23 protein-coding genes are annotated in these 22,111 nt (G+C 70.2%); 12 read left to right on the top strand and 11 right to left on the bottom strand.

The features are described 5' to 3' along the window. Nucleotides 1-9 precede the first annotated feature (9 nt). The 3 genes from H0B54_RS20275 to H0B54_RS20265 are packed head-to-tail and all read right to left on the bottom strand — an operon-like array spanning nt 10 to nt 2,612. Nucleotides 10-765 (bottom strand): uroporphyrinogen-III synthase, encoded by a 756-nt coding sequence (locus H0B54_RS20275; protein ID WP_188261828.1) that lies wholly within the window; start codon nt 763-765, stop codon nt 10-12. Between the two features lie 13 nt (nt 766-778). Beyond that, nucleotides 779-1,705 carry a hydroxymethylbilane synthase gene (gene hemC, locus H0B54_RS20270; protein WP_094305218.1) on the bottom strand — a complete coding sequence of 309 codons (927 nt, stop codon included), beginning with the start codon at nt 1,703-1,705 and terminating at the stop codon, nt 779-781. Between the two features lie 55 nt (nt 1,706-1,760). Further along, nucleotides 1,761-2,612, bottom strand: coding sequence for a class I SAM-dependent methyltransferase (locus tag H0B54_RS20265; RefSeq protein ID WP_188261827.1), 852 nt, complete (start codon nt 2,610-2,612; stop codon nt 1,761-1,763). 77 nt (nt 2,613-2,689) lie between these two features. Between H0B54_RS20265 and tsaD the strand changes: the two genes are divergently transcribed. The 5 genes from tsaD to H0B54_RS20240 all read left to right on the top strand — a co-directional run bounded on the left by tsaD (nt 2,690) and on the right by H0B54_RS20240 (nt 6,460). Beyond that, nucleotides 2,690-3,763: a tRNA (adenosine(37)-N6)-threonylcarbamoyltransferase complex transferase subunit TsaD gene (tsaD, locus tag H0B54_RS20260; RefSeq protein ID WP_188261826.1), complete on the top strand. Its 1,074-nt coding sequence runs from the start codon at nt 2,690-2,692 to the stop codon at nt 3,761-3,763. 11 nt (nt 3,764-3,774) lie between these two features. Beyond that, a complete protein-coding gene (locus H0B54_RS20255; RefSeq protein ID WP_188261825.1) occupies nt 3,775-4,242 on the top strand; it encodes a GNAT family N-acetyltransferase in 468 nt (155 codons plus the stop codon). Between the two features lie 84 nt (nt 4,243-4,326). Beyond that, nucleotides 4,327-5,337: an NAD(P)H-dependent glycerol-3-phosphate dehydrogenase gene (locus tag H0B54_RS20250; RefSeq protein ID WP_188261824.1), complete on the top strand. Its 1,011-nt coding sequence runs from the start codon at nt 4,327-4,329 to the stop codon at nt 5,335-5,337. Between the two features lie 408 nt (nt 5,338-5,745). Beyond that, a complete protein-coding gene (locus tag H0B54_RS20245) occupies nt 5,746-6,030 on the top strand; it encodes a YciI family protein (protein WP_094305214.1) in 285 nt (94 codons plus the stop codon). A gap of 16 nt (nt 6,031-6,046) precedes the next feature. After that, nucleotides 6,047-6,460: an EVE domain-containing protein gene (locus tag H0B54_RS20240; RefSeq protein WP_137103966.1), complete on the top strand. Its 414-nt coding sequence runs from the start codon at nt 6,047-6,049 to the stop codon at nt 6,458-6,460. Between the two features lie 43 nt (nt 6,461-6,503). Here the strand turns inward: H0B54_RS20240 and H0B54_RS20235 are convergent, their stop codons facing one another. Further along, nucleotides 6,504-6,800 (bottom strand): hypothetical protein, encoded by a 297-nt coding sequence (locus H0B54_RS20235; RefSeq protein ID WP_188261823.1) that lies wholly within the window; start codon nt 6,798-6,800, stop codon nt 6,504-6,506. A gap of 340 nt (nt 6,801-7,140) precedes the next feature. Here H0B54_RS20235 and acs point away from each other — a divergent pair, with 340 nt between their 5' ends. Continuing rightward, on the top strand, nt 7,141-9,081 hold the full coding sequence (gene acs / locus H0B54_RS20230) for an acetate--CoA ligase (protein ID WP_188261822.1): 1,941 nt from the start codon (nt 7,141-7,143) through the stop codon (nt 9,079-9,081). 67 nt (nt 9,082-9,148) lie between these two features. On the opposite strand, the gene H0B54_RS20225 is transcribed toward acs, so the two are convergent. The 3 genes from H0B54_RS20225 to H0B54_RS20215 all read right to left on the bottom strand — a co-directional run bounded on the left by H0B54_RS20225 (nt 9,149) and on the right by H0B54_RS20215 (nt 10,453). Then, nucleotides 9,149-9,508, bottom strand: a complete 360-nt coding sequence (locus tag H0B54_RS20225; RefSeq protein ID WP_188261821.1) for a hypothetical protein — start codon at nt 9,506-9,508, stop codon at nt 9,149-9,151. A gap of 80 nt (nt 9,509-9,588) precedes the next feature. Beyond that, on the bottom strand, nt 9,589-10,074 hold the full coding sequence (locus H0B54_RS20220; RefSeq protein WP_188261820.1) for a thermonuclease family protein: 486 nt from the start codon (nt 10,072-10,074) through the stop codon (nt 9,589-9,591). Between the two features lie 163 nt (nt 10,075-10,237). Next, a complete protein-coding gene (locus tag H0B54_RS20215; protein ID WP_188261819.1) occupies nt 10,238-10,453 on the bottom strand; it encodes a DUF1674 domain-containing protein in 216 nt (71 codons plus the stop codon). 154 nt (nt 10,454-10,607) lie between these two features. Here H0B54_RS20215 and htpX point away from each other — a divergent pair, with 154 nt between their 5' ends. The 6 genes from htpX (at nt 10,608) to purH (ending at nt 18,283) form a co-directional block, all read left to right on the top strand. Continuing rightward, nucleotides 10,608-11,498 (top strand): zinc metalloprotease HtpX, encoded by an 891-nt coding sequence (gene htpX, locus H0B54_RS20210; RefSeq protein ID WP_188261818.1) that lies wholly within the window; start codon nt 10,608-10,610, stop codon nt 11,496-11,498. A gap of 91 nt (nt 11,499-11,589) precedes the next feature. After that, a complete protein-coding gene (locus H0B54_RS20205) occupies nt 11,590-12,522 on the top strand; it encodes an exopolyphosphatase (RefSeq protein WP_188261817.1) in 933 nt (310 codons plus the stop codon). Between the two features lie 8 nt (nt 12,523-12,530). Further along, nucleotides 12,531-13,277, top strand: coding sequence for a hypothetical protein (locus tag H0B54_RS20200; RefSeq protein WP_188261816.1), 747 nt, complete (start codon nt 12,531-12,533; stop codon nt 13,275-13,277). Nucleotides 13,278-13,364: 87 nt separating this feature from the next. Then, nucleotides 13,365-14,681: an RsmB/NOP family class I SAM-dependent RNA methyltransferase gene (locus H0B54_RS20195; protein WP_188261815.1), complete on the top strand. Its 1,317-nt coding sequence runs from the start codon at nt 13,365-13,367 to the stop codon at nt 14,679-14,681. Between the two features lie 148 nt (nt 14,682-14,829). After that, nucleotides 14,830-16,461 carry a heparinase II/III family protein gene (locus H0B54_RS20190; protein WP_188261814.1) on the top strand — a complete coding sequence of 544 codons (1,632 nt, stop codon included), beginning with the start codon at nt 14,830-14,832 and terminating at the stop codon, nt 16,459-16,461. Nucleotides 16,462-16,678: 217 nt separating this feature from the next. After that, nucleotides 16,679-18,283 carry a bifunctional phosphoribosylaminoimidazolecarboxamide formyltransferase/IMP cyclohydrolase gene (gene purH / locus H0B54_RS20185; protein WP_188261813.1) on the top strand — a complete coding sequence of 535 codons (1,605 nt, stop codon included), beginning with the start codon at nt 16,679-16,681 and terminating at the stop codon, nt 18,281-18,283. Nucleotides 18,284-18,415: 132 nt separating this feature from the next. Here the strand turns inward: purH and H0B54_RS20180 are convergent, their stop codons facing one another. The 4 genes from H0B54_RS20180 to H0B54_RS20165 all read right to left on the bottom strand — a co-directional run bounded on the left by H0B54_RS20180 (nt 18,416) and on the right by H0B54_RS20165 (nt 22,002). After that, nucleotides 18,416-18,685 carry a hypothetical protein gene (locus tag H0B54_RS20180; protein ID WP_188261812.1) on the bottom strand — a complete coding sequence of 90 codons (270 nt, stop codon included), beginning with the start codon at nt 18,683-18,685 and terminating at the stop codon, nt 18,416-18,418. A gap of 81 nt (nt 18,686-18,766) precedes the next feature. Then, nucleotides 18,767-20,077: an MFS transporter gene (locus H0B54_RS20175; protein ID WP_188261811.1), complete on the bottom strand. Its 1,311-nt coding sequence runs from the start codon at nt 20,075-20,077 to the stop codon at nt 18,767-18,769. Nucleotides 20,078-20,085: 8 nt separating this feature from the next. After that, a complete protein-coding gene (locus H0B54_RS20170; RefSeq protein WP_188261810.1) occupies nt 20,086-20,301 on the bottom strand; it encodes a hypothetical protein in 216 nt (71 codons plus the stop codon). A 66-nt stretch (nt 20,302-20,367) separates the two neighbouring features. Further along, nucleotides 20,368-22,002, bottom strand: coding sequence for a tetratricopeptide repeat protein (locus tag H0B54_RS20165; protein WP_188261809.1), 1,635 nt, complete (start codon nt 22,000-22,002; stop codon nt 20,368-20,370). Nucleotides 22,003-22,111 lie beyond the last annotated feature (109 nt).

Raw genomic sequence — 22,111 nt, 5'->3', positions numbered from 1 at the left:
CGGATGCGCTCAAGCCCGGCCCGTGCCGCCGGATGGTTCCGGCAGCAGGCCGAGCAGCGAGTCCTGCTCCGGCCGTGGCGCCACCCGTACGTTCTGCCACGGTGTCACTCCCAGCTCACCGTACGCGCGGGCAGCCTCCGCGACCGCGGGGCTGAGGCAGAGCGCGTCCACTGTACGACAGCGGTCGATGAGCCCGGCCTCGGCGACAAGCCTAACAAACGAACGGGCGGTACGGGGAGAGAAAAACAACACGGCGTCCAGTGTTCCCGTACGCAACAGCGCCGCCGTGCCGTCCGACAGCCGCGCGCTCGGAACGGCGTCGTACAGCGTTTCCCGCAGGATGGAAAATCCGGACAAGCCCAGCATGGCCGACAGGTCGCCGGCGAGCTTGGTTCCTGCGACATGAAGTAGCGGACCCGCCGCTGCGGCGCAGCGTCGGCGCACCAGATCGGCCAGCGCGTACACGTCCCCGGACGCGCTTTCCACCTGGGTGAAACCGGCCTCGCGGGCGGCGGTCGCGGTGGCGTCGCCGACCGCATAGACCGGACGGTCAAGCCGGCCTGTACGTCTGGTGTAGCCCCGTACGCCGTTTGCGCTGGTGAAGAGGAGGGCCTGTACGTTCCCGATGTCCGGCTCCGGCCCGTCCAGCCAGCGGATCTCCAGCATCGGCTCCACCGACACGGTGAAGCCCAGCGCGCGCAGATGGGCCGCCAGCGGCTCGGAATCCTCCGCCGGACGGGTGACGAGGATGTGAGGGCCCGCCATCGCCGGCCGCCCGTCAGCTCTTGAAGAAGTCGGGCGGCAGGACCGCCTTAATCTCCGCGCCGGCGTCTGCGCCGATGGCGGCGGCGTCGCTTGCGTTGCCGCTGCGCTCCGCCCGGAAGACCTGCCGCCCGTCGTTGGACAGCACCTTTGCCTTCAGATGCAGCCGGTCGCCGTCCAGCGTGGCCAGCGCCGCGATGGGGGTGCGGCAGGAGCCGTCGAGCATGGCGAGGAGCGCGCGTTCCGCCGTCACACGGGCCGCGGTGGCGGCGCAGTTCAGCGGGGCGAGGAGGGCTCGGGTGGCGTCGTCGGCGCTGCGGATCTCGATGCCGATGGCGCCCTGGGCGACGGCGGGCAGCATCTCCTCATGCTCCAGCACGGCGGTGATGCGATCGGTCAGGCCGAGGCGGCGCAGCCCGGCGAGCGCCAGCAGGGTGGCGTCCACCTCCCCGGCCTCCAGCTTGGCGAGGCGGGTCTGAACGTTGCCGCGGAAGGGCACGACCGTGAGGTCGGGCCGCCGCTCCAGGATCTGGGCCTGACGGCGCAAGCCCGCTGTGCCGACGACGGAGCCGGCGGGCAGCGTGTCCACCGTGTGGCCGCCCCGCGAGAAGAAGGCGTCGCGCGTGTCCTCGCGCGGCAGGAGCGTGGCGATCTCCAGCCCCTCCGGCATCCAGGTCGGCACGTCCTTCATCGAATGGACGGCGAGGTCGGCGCTGCCTTCGAGCAGCGCGTCCTCCAGTTCCTTGGTGAACAGGCCCTTGCCGCCGGCTTCGGCCAGCGTGCGGTCGAGGATGCGGTCGCCGGTCGTCTTGAAGACGACGATCTCGATGGCGCCGGGGGCGGCCAGATGCGGGTGCGCCGCGATCAGCCGGTCGCGGGTCTCGTGGGCCTGCGCCAGCGCCAGCGGGCTGCCGCGCGTGCCGATGCGGAGCGGTTGGGTCATGAGGTCAGTGTTCTAGGCGATCCACTGCGGTTTGCAAGCCCTGGTGACAAGCGCGTTAGTCTTTGGCGAGAGGGGAGGCGCGGCGCGCCGTGACCACCATGCGGCGGCTGTCCACCGTCCAGGGAGCGTTCTCGAAATCGCCGGCCAGCCGCTCCACGGCAAATCCGGCGGCCTCCAACATCAGCTCCAGCTCGTAGCGGAAGATCATCCGCCAGGTGAAGCCGTATTCGGTCACCGCGATCTTGCCATCCGGCAACAGCTCGTCGTACCAGCCGTGGATGCGCTGGCACTGCCGCTCGTCCAGGCGGGTGGCCAAGCTGTTGCGGATGTAGCGGTTGCCGCTGTGCGGGTTGCGCCGCGGCTCCGACGGGCTGGGCTTCGTCTCGGCGTCCATCGGCAGGGTCAGCGGGTTCATCACGTCCAGCGCCAACACGCCGCCCGGCGCCAGATGGGCAGCGGCGGCGGCCAGCGTGCGGCGCTCCGCCGTCAGGTCGGGGATCAGCATCAGCACGTTGAAGGGAACGACGGCCAGCCGGAAATCCCGCGCCGGCAGATCCAGCGCCGCGGCGTCCTGCCGCACCAGATGGACGCGGTCCCGCACCTCCGGCGCCTCGCGCGCCAGCTTGGCGCGGAGCTGGTCGAGCATGGCGGCGGAGACGTCCACCGCCCATACGTCATGCCCGTCGCGGGCCAGCGGGATGGTCAGGCGCCCGGTGCCGCAGCCGATCTCCAGAACCGGGCCGCCCGCCTCCGCCGCGCGCTCCTTGTAGAAGGGCACGTCGCCGAGGATGCCGAGGCGGGCCAGAGTCGCCGCGTGCTCGGCCCGCGCCTCGCCGATCTCCAGCGACGGGTAATCGCCGTCGTAATAGACGATGCTGGCGTCGTCGTCGGGGACGTCCTTGTTCATGGGCGCCTGAACAGCCTGAAAATTCCGGGCCAAGACCCTATACCAGAGCGGTGGAGACGGCTAGTTTGACGGCCATCATGATCGTTCTTGGAATCGAAACGAGCTGCGACGAGACGGCGGCGGCCATCGTGACCGACGCGCGGGAGATCCGCGCCGACGTGGTGCTCTCGCAGCTGGACGACCACACGCCCTATGGCGGGGTGGTGCCGGAAATCGCCGCGCGCGCCCATCTGGAGCATCTGGACGGGCTGATCCGCCGCGCCATGGCGGAGTCCGGGCTGGGCTTCGCCGACATCGACGCCGTGGCGGCGACCGGCGGGCCGGGGCTGATCGGCGGGGTGATCGTCGGGGTGATGACCGCCAAGGCCATCGCCGCGGCGCGCGGGCTGCCCTTCGTCGCGGTGAACCATCTGGAAGGCCACGCGCTGACCGCCCGGCTGACCGACGGCGTGCCCTTCCCGTATCTGCTGCTGCTGGTGTCCGGCGGGCATTGCCAGCTTCTGGTCGTGGAGGGGGTGGGCCGATACCGGCGGCTCGGCACCACCATCGACGACGCGGTGGGGGAGGCGTTCGACAAGACGGCCAAGCTGCTCGGTCTCGGCTATCCCGGCGGGCCGCTTCTGGAGAAGGCGGCGGCGCTGGCGACGAATCCGGGCCGCTTCGACCTGCCGCGCCCGATGGTCGGGCGCCCCGGCTGCGATTTCTCCTTCTCCGGCCTGAAGACCGCGGTGCGGCGCCATGTCGAGGAGCTGGGGACGCCGCTGTCGGCGGAGGATCGAGCCGACCTCGCCGCCGCCTTCCAGAACACGGTGGCCGAGGTGATGGCCGACCGCTGCGCCCGCGCCATGCGCCGGTTCAAGGAGATGCACCCGCAGGGCGGCGCCCTGGTGGTGGCCGGCGGCGTGGCCGCCAACAAGACGCTGCGCGCGCGCCTGCAGAAGCTGGCCGACCGCGAGGCCATGCCCTTCGTGGCGCCGCCGCTGCGGCTGTGCACCGACAACGCGGCGATGATCGCCTGGGCGGGGATCGAGCGGCTGCGGCTGGGCCAGACCGACCCGCTGGACTTCGCGCCGCGCCCGCGCTGGCCGCTCGACCCCAGCGCGAAGCCCGCCATCGGCAAGGCCGGGGTCGGCTCCGGCGTGAAGGCGTGAGGGCGCGTTCCATGGCTCTGACTTTCCGCAAAGCCGGGCGCGACGACGTGCCGGAGATCGTCCGGCTGACCGCCGACGACGCCCTGTCCACCGGCGGCGACGTCTACGGCGAGCCGCTGGACCCGCTCTATTGGGACGCCTTCGACCGCGTGGCGGCCCAGCCGGGCAATTCCATCGTGCTGGCGGAGCAGGACGGGCGGATCGTCGGCTGCTTCCAGTTCACCGTCACCCACGGGCTGGCCCGCCGGGGTGCGGCGCGGGCGACGGTGGAGGCGGTGAAGGTGGACGGCGCGTTGCGCGGCCAGGGGATCGGCAGCGCCATGATGCGGCACGCCATCGCGCTGGCCCGCGCCGAGGGGTGCGTGATGGTGCAACTGACCAGCCAGACCCGGCGCATCGACGCCCACCGCTTCTACGAGCGGCTGGGCTTTCGGGCGAGCCATGTCGGGATGAAGCTTCTGTTGACACCGGAGGCTTGACCGTCCGGCTTGCGGACCGGGGACGCTCCGCCTAAACAGGCGGGAAAATCCTTGAAGCCACAGTATCAAAAACGGGGGGCATCCATGGCGGCGACGGACTTCCGGCGCATCGGCGTGATCGGTGGCGGGGCCTGGGGCACGGCGCTGGCTCTGGCCGCCCTGCGCGCCGGGCGGGAGGCCCTGCTGTGGGCGCGCGAGCCGGCGGTGGTCGGGTCGGTCAACGCCGCGCGGGAGAACCGCGACTATCTGCCAGGCGTGACCTTGCCCGCCGAGCTGCGCGCGACCGGCGATCTGGCCGAGGCCGCCGCCTGCGACGCCATCCTGCTCGTCACCCCGGCCCAACATCTGCGCAGCGCCTGCGCCGGCCTCGCCGCCCATTTGCGGGCGGGCACCCCGCTGGTCATCTGCGCCAAGGGGATCGAGCTGGACAGCCACGCCCTGATGAGCGAGGCCGCCGCCGCCGCGCTGCCGGCGGGGACTCCGCTGGCCGTGCTGTCCGGCCCGACCTTCGCGGCGGAGGTGGCGCGCGGCCTGCCGACCGCGGTGACGCTCGCCTGCGCCGACGCCGCGCTGGGCGCCCGGCTGGTCGAGGCGCTGGGCAGCCGCACCTTCCGCCCCTACCTGTCCGACGACGTGGTGGGGTCGCAGATCGGCGGGGCGGTGAAGAACGTGCTGGCCATCGCCTGCGGCGTGGTGGAAGGCCGCAAGCTGGGCGACAACGCGCGGGCGGCGCTGATCACCCGGGGGCTGGCGGAGATCACGCGGCTGGCCCTGGCGCTCGGCGGGCGGCCGGAGACGCTGATGGGGCTGTCGGGGCTGGGCGACCTGACGCTGACCTGCTCCAGCCTGCAATCGCGCAACATGTCGCTGGGCGCCGCTCTGGGGGAGGGCCGGACGCTGGCCGAGGTGCTGGCGGAGCGCCGCTCCGTCGCCGAGGGCGTCTACACCGCCGCCGCGGTGGTCGGGCTGGCCGGGAAGAAGGGCGTGGACATGCCGCTCTGCGCCGCCGTGGACGCCATCCTGAACCACGGCGCCGGGCTGGACGCGACGATCGACGGGCTGCTGTCGCGGCCGTTCCGCGAGGAGGGACGCTGAGGGGAGGGGGCGCCACGAAGGCCCGGAGGGCAGGTCATCCATTTCCGGAATGGTTGCATGTCCGGATGGATTGTGCGAGGTTTCACGCCTTCACAATCGGAGTCCGTTTTATGCTTGTCCCGCCGCACCCGCTCGCTCTGTTGGCGTTCCGCGCCGCCGCTTTGCTGGCCGCCGGGCGGATGATCGCCGCGGACCGGAGCGCGGACGGGCGAAAACAGCGCGGCGCCTGAGAGAAACCGCCGCAAGGCCGATCCAGCGCGTTCCGGCCGTCCACCGCCGCTGCGCGCACCCTTCCTCTGGCTGCACCGCTGAGACAACCCCGCCTGCGGAGAGGCCGCGTGTCGCGGCACCTTCCGCGGCGGTCGCGGCTGCGCTAGGCTCCCGCCCGACCGAACGGGAGACCCACCCATGCTGTACATGTTCCATTGCACCGACAAGGCCGGCGCCGCCCAGGTTCGGGCCGACAACCGCCCGGCCCATCTGGCCTATCTGGAGGCGCACGCCGACCGCCTGTTCGCCGCCGGCCCGCTGCTGTCCGACGACGGCCAGGGAATGGCCGGCAGCCTGCTGATCGTGGAGTGCGCCGACGAGGCCGACGCCAAGGCGTTCGCCGCCAACGACCCCTACGCCCAGGCCGGGCTGTTCGAGAACGTGGAGATCCGGGCGTGGCGCCGGGTCTACCCGAAGTCCTGACCGGGGGCGGACGGCGATGGCCCGCTGGCTTCTGAAGTCGGAGCCCTTCAAATATTCGTGGGAGCGCATGGTCGCCGACGGCACCACCCATTGGGACGGCGTGCGCAACCATCAGGCGTCGAACAACCTGAAGGCCATGAAGATCGGCGACCGCGCCTTCTTCTACCACTCGAACGAGGGGTTGGAGGTGGTCGGCGTCGTCGAGATCGCGCGGGAATACTACCCGGACCCGAGCGACGAGGCGGGGCGCTTCGGCATGGTCGACGTGCGGGCGCTGCTGCCCGTGAAGACGCCGGTCACGCTGAAGACGATGAAGGCCGACCCGCTGCTTCAGGGCATGGCCCTGGTCAAGCAGTCGCGCCTGTCGGTCTGCCCGGTGTCGGACGCCGAATGGGCGCATGTCTGCGCACTGGCCGGGATCGAGGCGTGACGGTTCTTCGGAACTCTTGAGAGCTGCCGTCTGCGGCGGCGGATCAGTCCGCCGGTTCGCAGATGGCCGCCTGGAAATCCTGTGTGGCCTGGAGCATCCGGCGGGCCAGCGCCTGCATCTCCGCCGCGGCTCCGGCGAAGCCCGCGTCTTGCCCGAACGGCGCCAGGGCCGCGGAGCCGGACGCCTCGAACTCGGCCAGCGACGCCGTGCGCAGGGCGGCGTCGATCACCATCAGGCTGGTGCGGCTGCCCATCTCCGACAGGCGCCCGGCCAGTTCCATGCCGTGTCCGGCGCCGCCACCAGTGGTGCCGTTTCCGGTGTTGCCGTCCGCGTTGGCCATGCCGGTGCCTTGCTGTGGGTGAACGGCATGCACGCTAACGATGCGGCGGTTAAGACCGGGTTAAGCGGACCTCCGGAGGGCGCCATCATGCTTTCGTGCTATGCGCGACAAATAGTCGCGCGGTCGCGCCGCCGCGGATGCCGGTGAATTCAAAAGAACGGGCGGTGCGCTGCAACAAAGTGGAGCGGAAAGCCCCGATGGAGGGGGCGGACAATCAGCCGTTCTGCTTGTGGTGACGGGAACTTGTGTGGATAATGTCCCGCAACAGGAGCGGCCGGAAACCGCTCCCCAACAGCCCTTCAGGGCGTAACCAGAAGCACTACGGGGGAATCGCGAGCCAATGTCCGACAATTCGTTTTTTCCTGTTAAGCCGGAAATCGCCAAGACCGCTTACGTGGACGAAGCCGCCTACGCCCGCCTGTACGAGCAATCGATCAACGATCCGGAAGCCTTCTGGGGCGAGCAGGGCAAGCGCATCGACTGGATCAAGCCCTACAGCAAGGTGAAGGACGTCAGCTACACCGGCGATGTCCACATCAAGTGGTTCTACGACGGCACGCTGAACGTGTCCGCCAACTGCGTCGACCGCCACCTTGCGACGCGCGGCGACCAGACCGCCATCATTTTCGAGGGCGACGATCCGGGCGTTTCCAAGCACATCACCTACAAGGAACTGCACGAGCAGGTCTGCCGCCTCGCCAACGTTCTGAAGAAGAACGGCGTCAAGAAGGGCGACCGCGTCACCATCTACCTGCCGATGATCCCCGAGGCCGCCTACGCCATGCTGGCCTGCGCGCGCGTCGGCGCCATCCACTCCATCGTGTTCGGCGGCTTCTCGCCGGACAGCCTGAAGGACCGCATCGTCGACTGCGACAGCCACTTCGTCATCACCTCCGACGAGGGTCTGCGCGGCGGCCGCAAGGTTCCGCTGAAGGCGAACGCCGACAAGGCCGTCGCCGCGGCGCCGGGCGTCAAGCACGTGCTGGTCGTCAAGCACACCGGCGGCGACGTCGCCTGGACCGAAGGCCGCGACCTCTGGTATCACGAGGAGATCGCGTCAGTCTCCGCCGACTGCCCGCCGGAGGAGATGAGCGCGGAAGACCCGCTGTTCATCCTCTACACCTCGGGCTCGACCGGCAAGCCGAAGGGCGTGCTGCACACCACCGGCGGCTATCTCGTCTACGCCTCGATGACGCACCAGTACGTCTTCGACTACAAGGACGGCGAGGTTTACTGGTGCACCGCCGACGTGGGCTGGGTCACCGGCCACAGCTACATCGTCTACGGTCCGCTGGCCAACGGCGCCACCACGCTGATGTTCGAAGGCGTGCCGACCTATCCGGACATCTCCCGCTTCTGGCAGGTGGTGGACAAGCACAAGGTCAACATCTTCTACACCGCCCCGACCGCCATCCGCTCGCTGATGCGCGAGGGTGAGGGGCCGGTGAAGAAGACCTCCCGCTCCAGCCTGCGCATCCTGGGTTCGGTGGGCGAGCCGATCAACCCGGAAGCCTGGCTGTGGTACTACAACGTGGTCGGCGAGGGCCGTTGCCCGATCGTCGACACCTGGTGGCAGACCGAGACCGGCGGCATCCTGATCACCCCGCTGCCGGGCGCCATCGGCCAGAAGCCGGGTTCCGCGACCAAGCCCTTCTTCGGCGTCAAGCCGGTCGTCGTGGACAACGACGGCAAGGAACTGGACGGCGAGACGGAAGGCAACCTGTGCATCGCCGACAGCTGGCCGGGCCAGATGCGCACGGTGTTCGGCGACCACGAGCGCTTCGTCCAGACCTACTTCTCGACCTTCGCGGGCTACTACTTCACCGGTGACGGCTGCCGCCGCGACGCGGACGGCTATTACTGGATCACCGGCCGCGTGGACGACGTGATCAACGTGTCCGGCCACCGCATGGGCACGGCGGAAGTCGAAAGCGCGCTGGTCGCCCACCCGAAGGTGGCCGAGGCCGCCGTCGTGGGCTACCCGCACGACCTCAAGGGCCAGGGCATCTACGCCTACGTCACGCTCAACGCCGGCGAGACCCCGTCGGAGGAACTGCGCAAGGAACTGGTGGCCTGGGTCCGCAAGGAGATCGGCCCGATCGCCTCGCCGGACCTGATCCAGTGGTCTCCGGGCCTGCCGAAGACCCGTTCGGGCAAGATCATGCGCCGCATCCTGCGCAAGATCGCCGCGAACGAGCACGACAGCCTGGGCGACACCTCGACGCTGGCTGATCCGACCGTCGTGACCGACCTGATCGAGAACCGCATGAACAACGCCTGAGCGCGGCGTTCATCGGGGTTTGTCTACGAACCGGGGGCCTTCGCGGCCCCCGGTTTCTTTTTTCGGGTCATTGCTTGGGAGTGGCGTCCGATCCGCCGGAGGCGCCGCTGCCGGACTGGCTCTTGACGGCTTCGGCGGTGCCGGGCTTCAGGCCGGACTCGCCGCTCGCCGCGTCGGGGATGGAGCCGATGCGGCCCAGCGCGCGGGTCTCCGCCGCGTTCTTCTGCTTCTCGGTGCGGCGCTCGCCCAGCGTCGGGTCCTGGGCGCCGGTCGATTCCATCCAGGCTTCGCCCTGGGACGGCGGGGCGGCGCCGAGGCCACCCTCCATCGTCTTGGCGTCCTGCGCGGCGGCGGCACCGGTCAGGGCGAGGCTGGCGGCCAGCAAGGCGATGGCGCCGGGGACGTAGGGCGAGGTCTGGGTCGTCATGGTTCGCTCTCCTCCTTGGTGGGAGGGGCAACAGCGGAGCGAGACGGCGGGTTCCCGCTTCGTCCTTTGGTGGAACCGGATTAGCCCATGCCCGTCCCGTCGCACCAGGGCTGGCGCCGTTCGCCGTGATAGGGGCGGGCGAGCCCCGCCGCGATCAGCGCGGCCGACAAGTCGTCGCCCGCGATGGTCAGCACGCGGGCGCGCACCCGACCGCCATATTTGTCGGGTTGGACGTCGAGCAGCCGCACCGGGGCGGCCCCGATCAGGCGGCGCGCGTGGTCGCGGGCGGTCTCCGCCAGTTCCCGCTCATGGGGGCAGCGGGCACGCATCTCCGGCGCGTCCAGCCCGTCCACCCGGACATGGGTTTCCACCACCTGACCCAGCCAAATGGTGGCGCGCACCAGCAGCGTGTCGCCGTCCAGAACATCCAGCACCTCCGCCGGGATCGGGCCGGGCAGGGCGGGCGGAGCGGCGTGGAGGGTGCCGGACAGCAGGGTGGAGAGAAGCGCCAGCCACAGCCCGGCGGAGCGGAGCGGGCATAGGGTGATGGACTTGGGTGATCCCATGGCGCGACCTCTCCGGGCACCGGTTCGCGAAAGGGCGAACCGGTCACAGAGTAGCGCGCGAACCAGAACGCATCAAGCACAACCTAGGTATTGTGTCCTGAATGCGTATGTATTCAGTTCGTGTCGGTGGGCGTTCAGGCAATCCATCCTAAATGGCGTCGGCTTAGAAGTCCGAGCAGCGGCCCTTGAACTCCCAGTCGCCGAAGCGGGTCGGCTCCGGTCCCTTCGGGCCGCCGATTTCGCCGGGCATCTGCTCGGGTCCCTTGGCCCCCTCTCCGGCCTTGGCGTCCGGGGTCCGGGCCTCGTCCGCTTCGGTCGCCGGGGAGGCGGGCGTCGCGGCGTCTTCCGGTGCCGGGCCGGTGGTCTTCGTCTCGGTCATGGCCGTCCTCTGGGGTCGGGTGCGGTGCTTGGCCATCTTGAACGATGCCTTCCGCCAAGCCCATATCACCAGACAAGCCCGGCGGAAAGCCCCGCCGGGGCCGTCTCGTCCAACCAACAGTGAAACCGTCCAGAAGATCGCCCGGAACATCGCCATGACCAGCTATGTGAAGACCACCATCCTCCTCGCCGGCCTGACCGCCCTGTTCATGGGCATCGGCTATCTGATCGGCGGCAAGGGCGGCATGATGATCGCCTTCGTCATGGCGCTGGGCATGAACCTGTTCAGCTACTGGAATTCCGGCGACATGGTGCTGTCCATGTACGGCGCGCGGGAGGTCGACGCCTACACCGCCCCCGAATATTACGGCATCGTCCAGCAGCTGGCCGAGCGCGCCGGCCTGCCGATGCCGCGCGTCTGCATCATGGAGAACGACCAGCCCAACGCCTTCGCCACCGGGCGCAACCCGGAAAACGCCGCGGTCGCCGCCACCACCGGCCTGCTGCGCCTGCTGAGCCCGGAGGAGATCGCCGGCGTCATGGCGCATGAGCTGGCCCATGTGAAGAACCGCGACACGCTGATCATGACGATCACGGCGACCATCGCGGGCGCCATCTCCATGCTCGCCAACTTCGGCATGTTCTTCGGCGCATCGCAGGGCAACAGCCAGAACGGGCAGGGCGGCAACCCGCTGGGGCTGATCGGCGGCATCCTGATCGCCGTCCTGGCCCCCTTCGCCGCGATGATCGTCCAGATGGCGATCAGCCGCACCCGCGAGTACGAGGCCGACCGCATCGGCGCGGAAATCTGCGGGCGCCCGCTGTGGCTGGCCGACGCGCTGACCCGCATCCACAACTACGCCCACCAGATCCCGAACTACGCGGCGGAATCCAACCCGGCCACGGCGCATCTGTTCATCGCCAATCCGCTGCACGGGCGCAGCCTCGACAGCCTGTTCTCCACCCACCCGAACATGGAGGAGCGGGTCCGCCGCCTGCGCGGCATGGCCGGCCCCTCCTTCATGCCGCGCAGCCCCTGGGGGTGAGCGGAGACGGATCGGTTCGCGGTTGCACGCCGAAAGACGTACGTCTACCTTCCCACAGCTTGCCGATTGTGGGGCGATCAGGGGGAACCGCATGTCCGACGCCACGAAATACCGCCTCGTCACCCGGTCCGATTTCGACGGGCTGGTCTGCGCCGTGCTCCTGAAGGAGCTTGGCATCCTCGACGAGATCAAGTTCGTGCATCCCAAGGACATGCAGGACGGCAAGGTCGAGATCTCCGACCGCGACATCACCACCAATCTGCCCTATGTGCCCGGCGTCCATCTCGCCTTCGACCATCACCTGTCGGAGACGATCCGCGTCGGCAAGCGCGACAACCACATCATCGAGGCCGACGCCCCCTCCGCCGCCCGCGTCGTCTACAATTACTACGGCGGCAAGGAGCGCTTCCCGACCATCTCCGACGCGATGATGGCCGCGGTCGATCAGGCCGACTCCGCCCAGTACGGCATCGAGGACATCCTGAAGCCGCAGGGCTGGACCCTGCTGAACTTCATCATGGACGCGCGCACCGGCCTCGGCCGCTTCCGCGACTTCCGGATCTCCAACTACCAGCTGATGATGGAGCTGATCGACTGCTGCCGGAATCACGGCATCGAGGAGATCCTCGCCCTGCCCGATGTGAAGGAGCGGGTGGACCTCTACACCGAGCATGAGGCGAAGTTCTCCGACCAGCTCGCCCGTTGCAGCACGATCCGCGGCAACGTCGTGGTCATTGACCTGCGGCGGGAGGAGACCATCTACGCCGGCAACCGCTTCATGATCTACGCCATGTACCCGGAATCGAACGTGTCGATCCATGTGCTGTGGGGTCTGAAGCAGCAGAACACCGTGCTGGCCTGCGGCAAGTCGATCATCAACCGCAGCTCCAAAACCAACATCGGTCCGCTGATGCTGGAGTACGGCGGCGGCGGGCACGAGGCCGCGGGCACCTGCCAGGTGGACAACGACAAGGCCGAAGCGGTTCTGGAGGAGATCGTCGCGCGCATGCGCGCCGACGGTTGACGGGAATCGTGCCGGATCTGTTTCTCGACAAGACGCCGTTGTTCGATTCGGGGTGGCTGACCGTTTCCTCCGCCGCGAACCGCGACGACGTGCTCCTCTGCATCGCCGAAGCCGAGCGCCGCGCCGAGGCGGCGCTGGAGCGGCTCGGTCGGACACTGAAGCAGGGCATCGCGGCGGACCACGACCGGCGCATCGACGCCCTGCTGGCGCTGGAGACGCGCGGCATCCCCGCCTCCGGCACCGCGGCGGATGGGGCGGTGGAGCGCGTCATGATGGAGGTCGGCTTCCGCAAGCGCGACCTGATGCCCCGCTTCCATGAGCTGGCCGAGCATTGCCGCGCCATCCACCGCCGCGCCCTGGCGGTCGTGCGGGACGCGCGCTGGGCGCTGATGCTGGAGCGCGCCGCCGCCGATCCCGGGGGAGCGTCCAGCCCCATCCAGGGCGTGGGGACCCGCTACGTCAAGAGCGACCGCTACGACGCCCGCGCCGCGCGCAGCTTGCCGCCGGACGACCGCGTGCGCGCCGACCGTTTCCTCAAGCGGCTGGGCGAGGACCCGGTGCCGCCGGAGCTGGAGCTGAGCCCGCTGGAGGGGGCAGGGCTGGAGGGGACGGAGCTTTGGGGGATGAAGGCCGGCAATGGCAACCGTTTCATCCTGCGCCGGGGCGAGCTGCGGGGCATCGCCTGCTTCTTCGTCGAGGACGTCGGCCCCTATCCCGACCACGAAGGCGGACGGCGGGGCGCGCTGGCCCGCTGAGGCGCCTCGCTGAGGGATGCCGGAATCCGCTCGGCTCTGCGCTGCGGCTACTCGACACCCGCCGTCCGGCGCGCTACATCCAGCGGCATGTCCGACGCCTCCCTTGCCGCGCGCTCCGCCGCGCTCGACCTGCTGCGCGATGTGCTGCGCAAGTCCATCCCCTTCGACGACGCGTTCGACGCGCATCCGGAGTTGCGCGGGCTCGACCCGCGCGACCGCGGCTTCGTGCGGCTGCTGACCGCCACCGTGCTGCGCCGGCTCGGCCAGATCGACGCGCTGATCCAGGGCAGCCTCGCCAAGCCGGGCCTGCCCAAGGCCACGGTGCACGACATCCTGCGGCTGGGCGCGGCCCAGCTCGTCTTCCTCGGCACGCCCGCCCACGCCGCCGTCGACACGGCGGTGGAGCTGGCCGCGGCCAAGGGGGCGGAACCCTACAAGGGCCTGATCAACGCCGTCCTGCGCCGCATCGGGCGCGAGGGGGCGGAGCTGGCCGCCCAGCAGGACGCTGGGCGCCTGAACACGCCGGACTGGCTGTGGCTGGCCTGGAGGCAGGCCTACGGCATCGGCCGCACCCGCGGCATCGTCGAGGCGCATCTGCACGAGGCGCCGCTGGACATCACCGCCAAGGCCGATCCCGCGGCCTGGGCCGAGCGGCTGGAGGCCAGGCTGCTGCCCACCGGCACGCTGCGCCGCGCCGCCGGCGGCAATCTCACCGAGCTGCCGGGCTTCGCCGAGGGCGCCTGGTGGGTGCAGGACCTCGCCGCCTCGCTGCCGGCCAAGCTGTTCGGCGATCTGGCGGGCAAACGCGTCTACGACCTGTGCGCGGCGCCCGGCGGCAAGACCGCGCAGCTCGTCGCGCAGGGCGCGCAGGTGACGGCGGTCGACCGCTCCGCCAAGCGGCTGGAGCGGGTGCGGGACAATCTGGCCCGCCTCAACCTGTCGGCGGAGGTGCTGGCGACCGACGCCGCCACCTGGACACCGGACCAGCCCGCCGACGCGGTGCTGCTCGACGCCCCCTGTTCGGCCACCGGGGCGATCCGCCGCCATCCCGACATCCTGCGCGTCAAGACGCCGGAGGACATTGCCAAGCTGGCCAAGGCGCAAAGCCGCCTGCTGGCCCACGCCGTCGATCTGGTGAAGCCCGGCGGCACGCTGATCTATTGCACCTGCTCCATCCAGCCGGAGGAGGGCGAGGCGCAGATCGACCGCATCCTGACCCGCGACCCCCGCGTCGAGCGCTTGCCGATCACGCCGGGAGATTTGGGTGGCGGTCATGCGGGGGATGGCAATTTGGCCGAGTTGATCAACGAGCGTGGTGAGGTACGATCCCTGCCGGGCATGCTCGGGGACCTCGGCGGCATCGACGGGTTCTTCGTGGCAAGGCTGCGACGGCTGCACGATTAGGGCACCACCGGCTTGCGGGGGTCGAGGCGAATTTGATACGACAACAGGATGCATCCCCCCGATCGCCCGAATGCCTTCAGCGAAGCGCCGGCCATCGCCTCCCCCTGCCGTGTGACGGGGTGAGCCGATGAGCGCCGGACGTGGGAAAATGGGCCGCTTGCGGGACGGCGTCGCGCAGATCGCCTTCGGCAACCCGATCTACAAGCTGACGTTGGGCGGCCGCGCGCCGACCGCCCTGTCCGTCGTGCCGCCCGACCCCTGGCCGGGCGACGCCGGGGAAGGCTCGGCGATCCTGGCCGGCGTCTTCCGCTTCGGCGGGCAGGCCGCGGCGGCCGACGCTCACGGCGCGCCGAATTGGCGGGCCGGCAGCGCCGTCTGGCAGGACGCCCTGCACGGCTTCGAATGGCTGCGCGATCTGCGGGCGGTCGGCGGCGACACAGCACGGCGGCGCGCCCGTTCGCTGGTGCTGTCCTGGCTCGACCACAATGGCGGCTGGAACGCCCAGACCTGGGCGCCGGAGGTGCTGGGCGCCCGCATCGCCGCCTGGATCGGCCTGCACGACTTCTACTGCGCCTCCGCCGACGACGAGTTCCGCGCCGCGGTCTTCGACAGCCTCGCCCGGCAGGTCAAGCATCTGACCCGCGTGGTGCCCGGCGCGCTGGACGGCAAGGCGCTGGTCACCGCGGCCAAGGGCCTCGTCTATGGCGGATTCTGCCTGCCGGAGTACGAGCGTGCCGGCCAGGACGCGCTGAAGCTGCTGGAGCGCGAGCTGCCGCGCCAGATCCTGCCGGACGGCGGCCATGTCGAGCGCTGCCCCTCCGTTCAGCTCCGCATCCTGCGCGATTTGATCGACATGCGCTCGGTCCTGCGCACCGCCCGCGCCGACGTGCCGGAGGCGCTGCAGCACGCCATCGACCGCATGACCCCGGCCCTGCGCTTCTTCCGCCACGGCGACGGCGGCCTTGCCCTGTTCAACGGCGGGCGGGAAGAGGACGCGGCGCTGGTCGACACGGTGCTGGCCCAGGCCGATGCCCGCGGGCGCCCGCTGAAGAGCGCGCCGCACACCGGCTTCGAGCGGCTGATCGCCGGGCGCACCATGGTGCTGATGGACACCGGCGTGCCGCCGGTCACCGGGCTGGACGCCACCGCTCACGCCGGCACGCTGTCGCTGGAAATGTCGGTCGGCAAGGAGCGGCTGATCGTCAATTGCGGCGCCCATCCGGTGAAGACCGGCCCCTGGCGCGCCGCCCTGGCCGGCACCGCCGCCCATTCCACCGTCGTGCTGGCCGAAACCAACTCGTCGGAGGTGATCGAGCAGGGCGGGCTGGGCCGGCGCCCCTCCCATGTCGGCTGCGAGCGGCAGGAGAACGACGGGGCGGTGCTGGTCGTCGCCACCCACAACGGCTACAGCCGCAACTTCGGCTATCTGCACCGCCGCCGCGTCTATCTGGCGGAGAACGGCGAGGACCTGCGTGGCGAGGACATGTTGGAGCCGGTGATCGGCGCCACGCCGGAGCCACAGCCCTTCACCATCCGCTTCCACCTGCATCCCTCGGTCCAGGCGACGCCGGTCCAGGGAGGGCAGGTGCAGCTCAAGCTGCCGAGCGGGGCCGCCTGGCGGCTGCGCGCGTCGGGCGGCACGCTGGAACTGGAGGAGAGCATCTATCTGGGCAGCGGCGACGAACCGCGGCGAACCACCCAGATCGCCATCTCCGGACATACCGGCCCCGCCATCAAGACGGTGAAATGGGCCTTGCGCCGCGAGCGCAAGGGGGGGTAAACCGCGCGCATCCGCGGCGGACAGGCCGTGGGAATACGGATCGGTGCCTGTTTCGAGAGTCTGTGGAGTGTTCGCCCTGCGACCGTGATCCCCGCCCGGGCGGGGGTAACGAAGCGGGGTGTTTCGCTTTTCCGTCTTCCCAAGCCCCGTCTTCCCATGCCCCGTCTTCTCAGGCCCTGCCCGCCGCAGCCGGTTCCATGACAGCCAGGATGCCCCGATGAGCCCGCCGAACGTCGCCCACTCGCCCGCCCCCGATCTCGTCCGCATCACGCGCGCGCTGATCTCCGTGTCCGACAAGACGGGCCTCGTCGCGCTCGGCCAGGCGCTGGCGGCCAAGGGCGTGGAGATCCTGTCCACCGGCGGCTCCGCCCAGCGGCTGGCCGAGGCCGGCATCCCGGTGAAGGAGGTCTCCGACCACACCGGCTTCCCGGAGATCATGGACGGGCGCGTCAAGACGCTGCACCCGCGCGTTCACGGCGGCATCCTGGCCCGCCGCGACATCCACGCCGAGGCGATGACCACCCACGACATCCCGCCGATCGACCTCGTGGTGGTGAACCTCTACCCGTTCGAGGCGACGGTGTCGAAGGGCGCCGACTACGCCAACTGCGTGGAGAACATCGACATCGGCGGCCCGGCGATGATCCGCGCCGCGGCCAAGAACCACGACTTCGTCACCGTCGTCACCGACCCCGAGGATTACGAGGCGGTGCTGGACGAGCTGGCGACCCATGACGGCGCCGTCACGCTGAAGCTCCGCCGCACGCTGGCCCAGCGCGCCTACGCCCGCACGGCCTCCTACGACGCGGCCATCTCCTCCTGGCTGGCCGGTCAGCTCGGCGAGACCTTCCCGCCGCGCACCACCCTGTCGGGCAAGCTCAGCCAGACCCTGCGCTACGGCGAGAACCCCCACCAGCAGGCGGCCTTCTACGTCACCGGCGAGCAGCGTCCGGGTGTCGCGACGGCGATCCAGCTCCAGGGCAAGGAGCTGTCCTACAACAACCTCAACGACACCGACGCCGCCTTCGAGCTGGTCGCCGAGTTCGAGCGTCCGGCCGTCGCCATCATCAAGCACGCCAACCCCTGCGGGGTGGCCGAGGGCGCGAACCTGCTCGACGCCTACAAGCAGGCCCTGCTGTGCGACCCGGTCAGCGCCTTCGGCGGCATCATCGCCGTCAACCGTCCGCTGGACGCCGCCACGGCGGAGGAGATTTCCAAGCTGTTCGCCGAGGTGGTGATCGCCCCGGACGCCGACGACGCGGCCCGTGCCCTGCTCGCCAGCAAGAAGAACCTGCGCGTCCTGCTGACCAAGGACGTGCCGAACCCGGCCGAGCCGGGCATGATGGTGAAGCAGCTCTCCGGCGGCTTCCTGCTGCAGAACCGCGACAACGGCCGCATCACGCCTGCCGACCTCAAGGTGGTGACCAAGCGCGCGCCGACCGAGCAGGAACTGGCCGACCTGCTCTTCGCCTTCCGCGTCGCCAAGCATGTGAAGTCGAACGCCATCGTCTACGCCAAGAACGGCGCCACGGTGGGCGTCGGCGCCGGCCAGATGAGCCGCGTCGACTCGGCCCGCATCGCCGCCATCAAGTCGGCGGAGGCCGCCAAGGCCGCCGGCCTGAGCGAGCCGCTGACCAAGGGCTCGGTGGTCGCCTCGGACGCCTTCTTCCCCTTCGCGGACGGCCTGCTGGCCGCGGCGGAAGCCGGCGTGACGGCGGTGATCCAGCCCGGCGGTTCGATCCGCGACAACGACGTCATCGCCGCCGCCGATGAGAAGGGTCTGGCAATGGTGCTGACGGGAATGCGCCACTTCCGGCACTGAGCAGGGCGGGGGCGCATCCATTGCCCCCTCCCTAACCCTCCCCCGCTTCGCAGGGGAGGGGACCATTCTCCCTCCCCCGCCCAGCGGGGGAGGGCCGGGGTGGGGGCAATTACGCCGACACCCCCAGCGCGCTTACGAACCCCGCCGCGCCCCCAACATCCGCGCCAGCAAGGCGGCGGCTTCGGCCTGCGATGTTTTCCCGTCCGCACCGTCTTCCGGCTTCAGGCGCCCGGTCGCCGCCATGGCGATGAGCATCGCCGGATGCATTGCAGGATGATGAGGCGCGGGATGATGCCCCGGCTGGTGTCCCGCCGAATCGCTCTCCCCCCGCGCCGCGGCTTGGTCGCGGGCCAGCGCCTCGTTGATGTGCGCGAAGGCCTCGATGTCCTTGATGTGCAACATGTCCGTTCCGCCCTCCGCGCCAAGTTCGTTGTGCGTCGCAGCAAAAGGCAAGTTAGCAGCTTCCGCTGGGTGAGTCCGCCGTCATGCCGCGGCGGACTGTCGCACCGTATTCGCATCGCCCGGTACCGGCTCCCGAACCGTGAGCATAAGCCCAAAACCGATCACGAAGAAAGCCACAACGCTCGCCATGCCGGCCCGTTGGCTCTCGAACAACGCGGTCGCCAGCCCGAAGGCGAGCGGCCCGACGAAGCCGGCCATGCGGCCGGTCAGGCTGTAGAGCCCGAACATCTCGCCCACCATGCCCGGCGGGGCCAGCCGCGCCATCATCGACCGCCCGGCCGCCTGCGCCGGCCCGAAGAAGGCGCCCAGCCCCAGGGCCAGCACCCAGAACCACGCCTTCTCCGTCGCCAGCAGCAGCGGCACGCCGAAGACGGTCAGGCCGATCAGGCTGACCAGGATGGTCGGCTTGGCCCCCATCCGGTCGTCCACCCAGGCGAAGCCGATGGCCCCGACTCCGGCCACCACGTTCAGCGCGATGGCGAAGAGCAGGATCTCCTCGAAACTCATGCCAAAGGCGTGGGCGGCGAAGATGCCGCCGAAGGCGGTGATGGTGTTGATGCCGTCGCGGTAGATCGCGCTGGCGATCAGGAAGCGCAGCGTGTTGCGGTATTTGCGCGTCTCCGCCAGCGTCCGGCGCAGCGTCGCCATGCCCTCCCGCGCGGCCTGACGGATGCCGAGGCCGGTCGCCGGCACGTCCGGAACGAACAGGAAGAAGGGCAGGGCGAACAGCCCGTACCAGGCGGCGGCGAGAAGGGCGGTGGCACGCACCGGCGCCTGCTCCGCCGTGTCGAGCAGGCCGAACAGCGGGGTTGGGGACTTCACGAAGACGAACAGGGCGACCACCAGACAGGCCAGCCCGCCGAAATAGCCGATGCCCCAGCCCCAGCCGGAAATCCGCCCGAGCATCCGCGGCGGCGCCAGCGCGGTCAGGCTGGCGTTGTAGAAGACGTTCGCCAGCTCGAAGGCGACGGTGCCGACGACCACGCAGACCAGGGCGAACAGCGCGTGGGATGGGTCGGGCTTCACCCACCACAGGGCGGCGCAGAAGACCACGGTCAGGCCGGTGAACAGCGCCATCCACGGCTTGCGCCTCCCCGTCCGGTCGGCCACCGCGCCCAGAACGGGGCTGAGCAAGGCGATCAGCAGACCGGCGACGGTCAGCGCGGCGCTCCAGCGCGAGGCCCCGGCGACCTCGTCCCCGACCACGCCGCGGGCGAAATAGACCGAGAAGATGAAGGTCGTGATGATGGTGTTGTACGACGAGTTCGCCCAGTCGTAGAGGCACCAGGACACGACGGCGCGCCGGCTCGGCGTGTCGTTGGCGGTGGTCATCGGTCGGATTACTCGACGGTCGGCGGGGGTGGGGTGGGGCGGATCGGGACGAGGTCGATGATGGGGCGCTGGTCGTCCAGGCGCTGATCGATCCGGGCGCGGAATTGCGCCATCTGCGCCTGGATCGCCTCGATCTCCGCCCTCTGCCGGTCCAACTCAGACAGGTCCGGCGGCGGGACGGCGACGTCGGTGGCGATGCGGTCGGAAGACTCGTCGGTGCTCATGGGATCTCTCCGGTTCGATGTCGGTCGGCTGGCGTCGGCCCACGGGGGGCGAAGGCTCGTGCCGGCTCAACCGCCCACGCCGAACGAAATCTGGTTGTTGTCGTAGCGGGCGACGATGGTCAGCCGGTCGCCGGGGCGCACGCGGATCGGCGTCTCCAGATAGGTCATCGCCTGCTTCCAGTGGTTCGTCCGCGCCCGGCTTTCGGAGCGGTAGGTGACCTCCTCGTCCATGTGCAGGTCGAACCAGAAGGCCACGCCGTGGCAGGTGCCCTCCGCCGTGATCTCCACGGCGATCTCGCGGCCGCCCTCCTCGGGCATGTTGCGGGTGAAGTCAAAATCGAGCGCGGTGAAGGCGGCCGACAGCGGCGTGTGGGTGTCGGCGCCGAGGTCGATCTGCTGGTAGCCGGGGGAGCGGAACACGTCGAAGGTCGACATGTCGAAGCCGCCGATGCTCTTCACCGGGTTGATGCGGGCCAGTTCCGGCGTTTCCACCAGCATGGCGTAGACGGTCGAGGCGCGCGGGATGATCGCGCCGCCGGGCTTCACCAGATGGGTGCGCGCGTGCTGCAGGACCGACAGCATGCGCGGCGCCAGCATGCCGATGTTGATGAGTTCCGACACGAAGACGTCGGCCTTCTCCGGCAGGTCGCCGCCCTCGCCCACCGACAGGCGGGTGGACAGCTTCGGCACCACGTCGATGCGGTCGGCGTAGCCGTTGTTGGCGACGGTCTCGCGGGCGATGCGGGCGAGGATCGGGTTGACCTCGCAGGTCACCACCTTCCGCGCCCCGGCGCGCGCCGCCATCATGGCGACGATGCCCGAGCCGGTGCCGATCTCCAGGACCAGCGAGTCCGGAGTCACCGCCCGCTTCAGCGCCGCCTCGTAGGCGTCGTTGCGCTCGAAATCGTTGATCATCGGCAGGTGCCAGCCGGGGACGGCGTTGGAATAGATCAGCCGGCGGGTGAACTGAACCAGCGGGTGGTCCGGCGCGATGGCGCGGGCGGCCTCGATGGCCTCCACCGCCTCGTTGGCGCGGTCGAGGCTCTGCAGCGTGTGGGCGAGGCCGACATGGGCGGGGACGAAGCGGGGCGCCGCCGCGATCACCACGCGGAAGGCCTCCTCCGCCTCCTCCAGGGCGCCGCGCGTGCTCAGCGCCTCGGCGAGGTTGTAGCGGGCCTCCAGATACTCCGGCGCCCGCTCCAGCGCGGCGCGGAAAGCGGCCTCCGCCTCGTCCAGCCGGCCCAGCTCGCGCAGGGTGGTGCCCAGGAAGTTGTGCATCTCCGGCGCGTCGCCGCGCAGGGCCAGGGCGGCGCGGAAGGCGCCCTCGGCGTCCTCCAGCCGGCCCAGCGCCTTCAGCGCGTTGCCCAGATTGCCGTGAAGCTCCGGCAGGCGGTCGTTGAGAGCGATGCCGGCGCGGAACGCCGCCTCCGCCTCCGCCGCGCGGCCGAGCTGGAAGAGCAGGCTGCCGCGGCTGTTGTGGAAGGATGGGTCCTTGCCGTCCTCCGCGATGGCGTGCGTGAAGAGGTCGAGCGCGCCGTCGGGATGGCCGGTGTGGGCGGCGACGACGCCCAGAAGGTGCAGAGCCTGCGCGTTGTGCGGGTCGGTCGCCAGGATCGCCCGACAGGCCGCCTCCGCCCCGCCCAGATCGTTCGTCCGCAGCAGGCGGATGGCGTCGTTCAGGGTCGGCTGGGGGTCGGTCATCGCGGCGGCTCCGGTTGGGCGGACAATCCTTGGAATGGCCGCACCATAGCCGGAAAGCGGGCGGGACGCATGGGGAAACCCTCTTCCGGACCCGCCCGAAGGGGGCCGG

Origin of the sequence: Azospirillum tabaci, assembly GCF_014596085.1 — a bacterium.
In the GTDB taxonomy this organism is placed as follows: Bacteria; Pseudomonadota; Alphaproteobacteria; order Azospirillales; family Azospirillaceae; genus Azospirillum; species Azospirillum tabaci.
The sequence above is the reverse complement of the archived record's forward strand: the minus strand, read 5'-3'. Positions and strand labels throughout refer to the sequence as shown.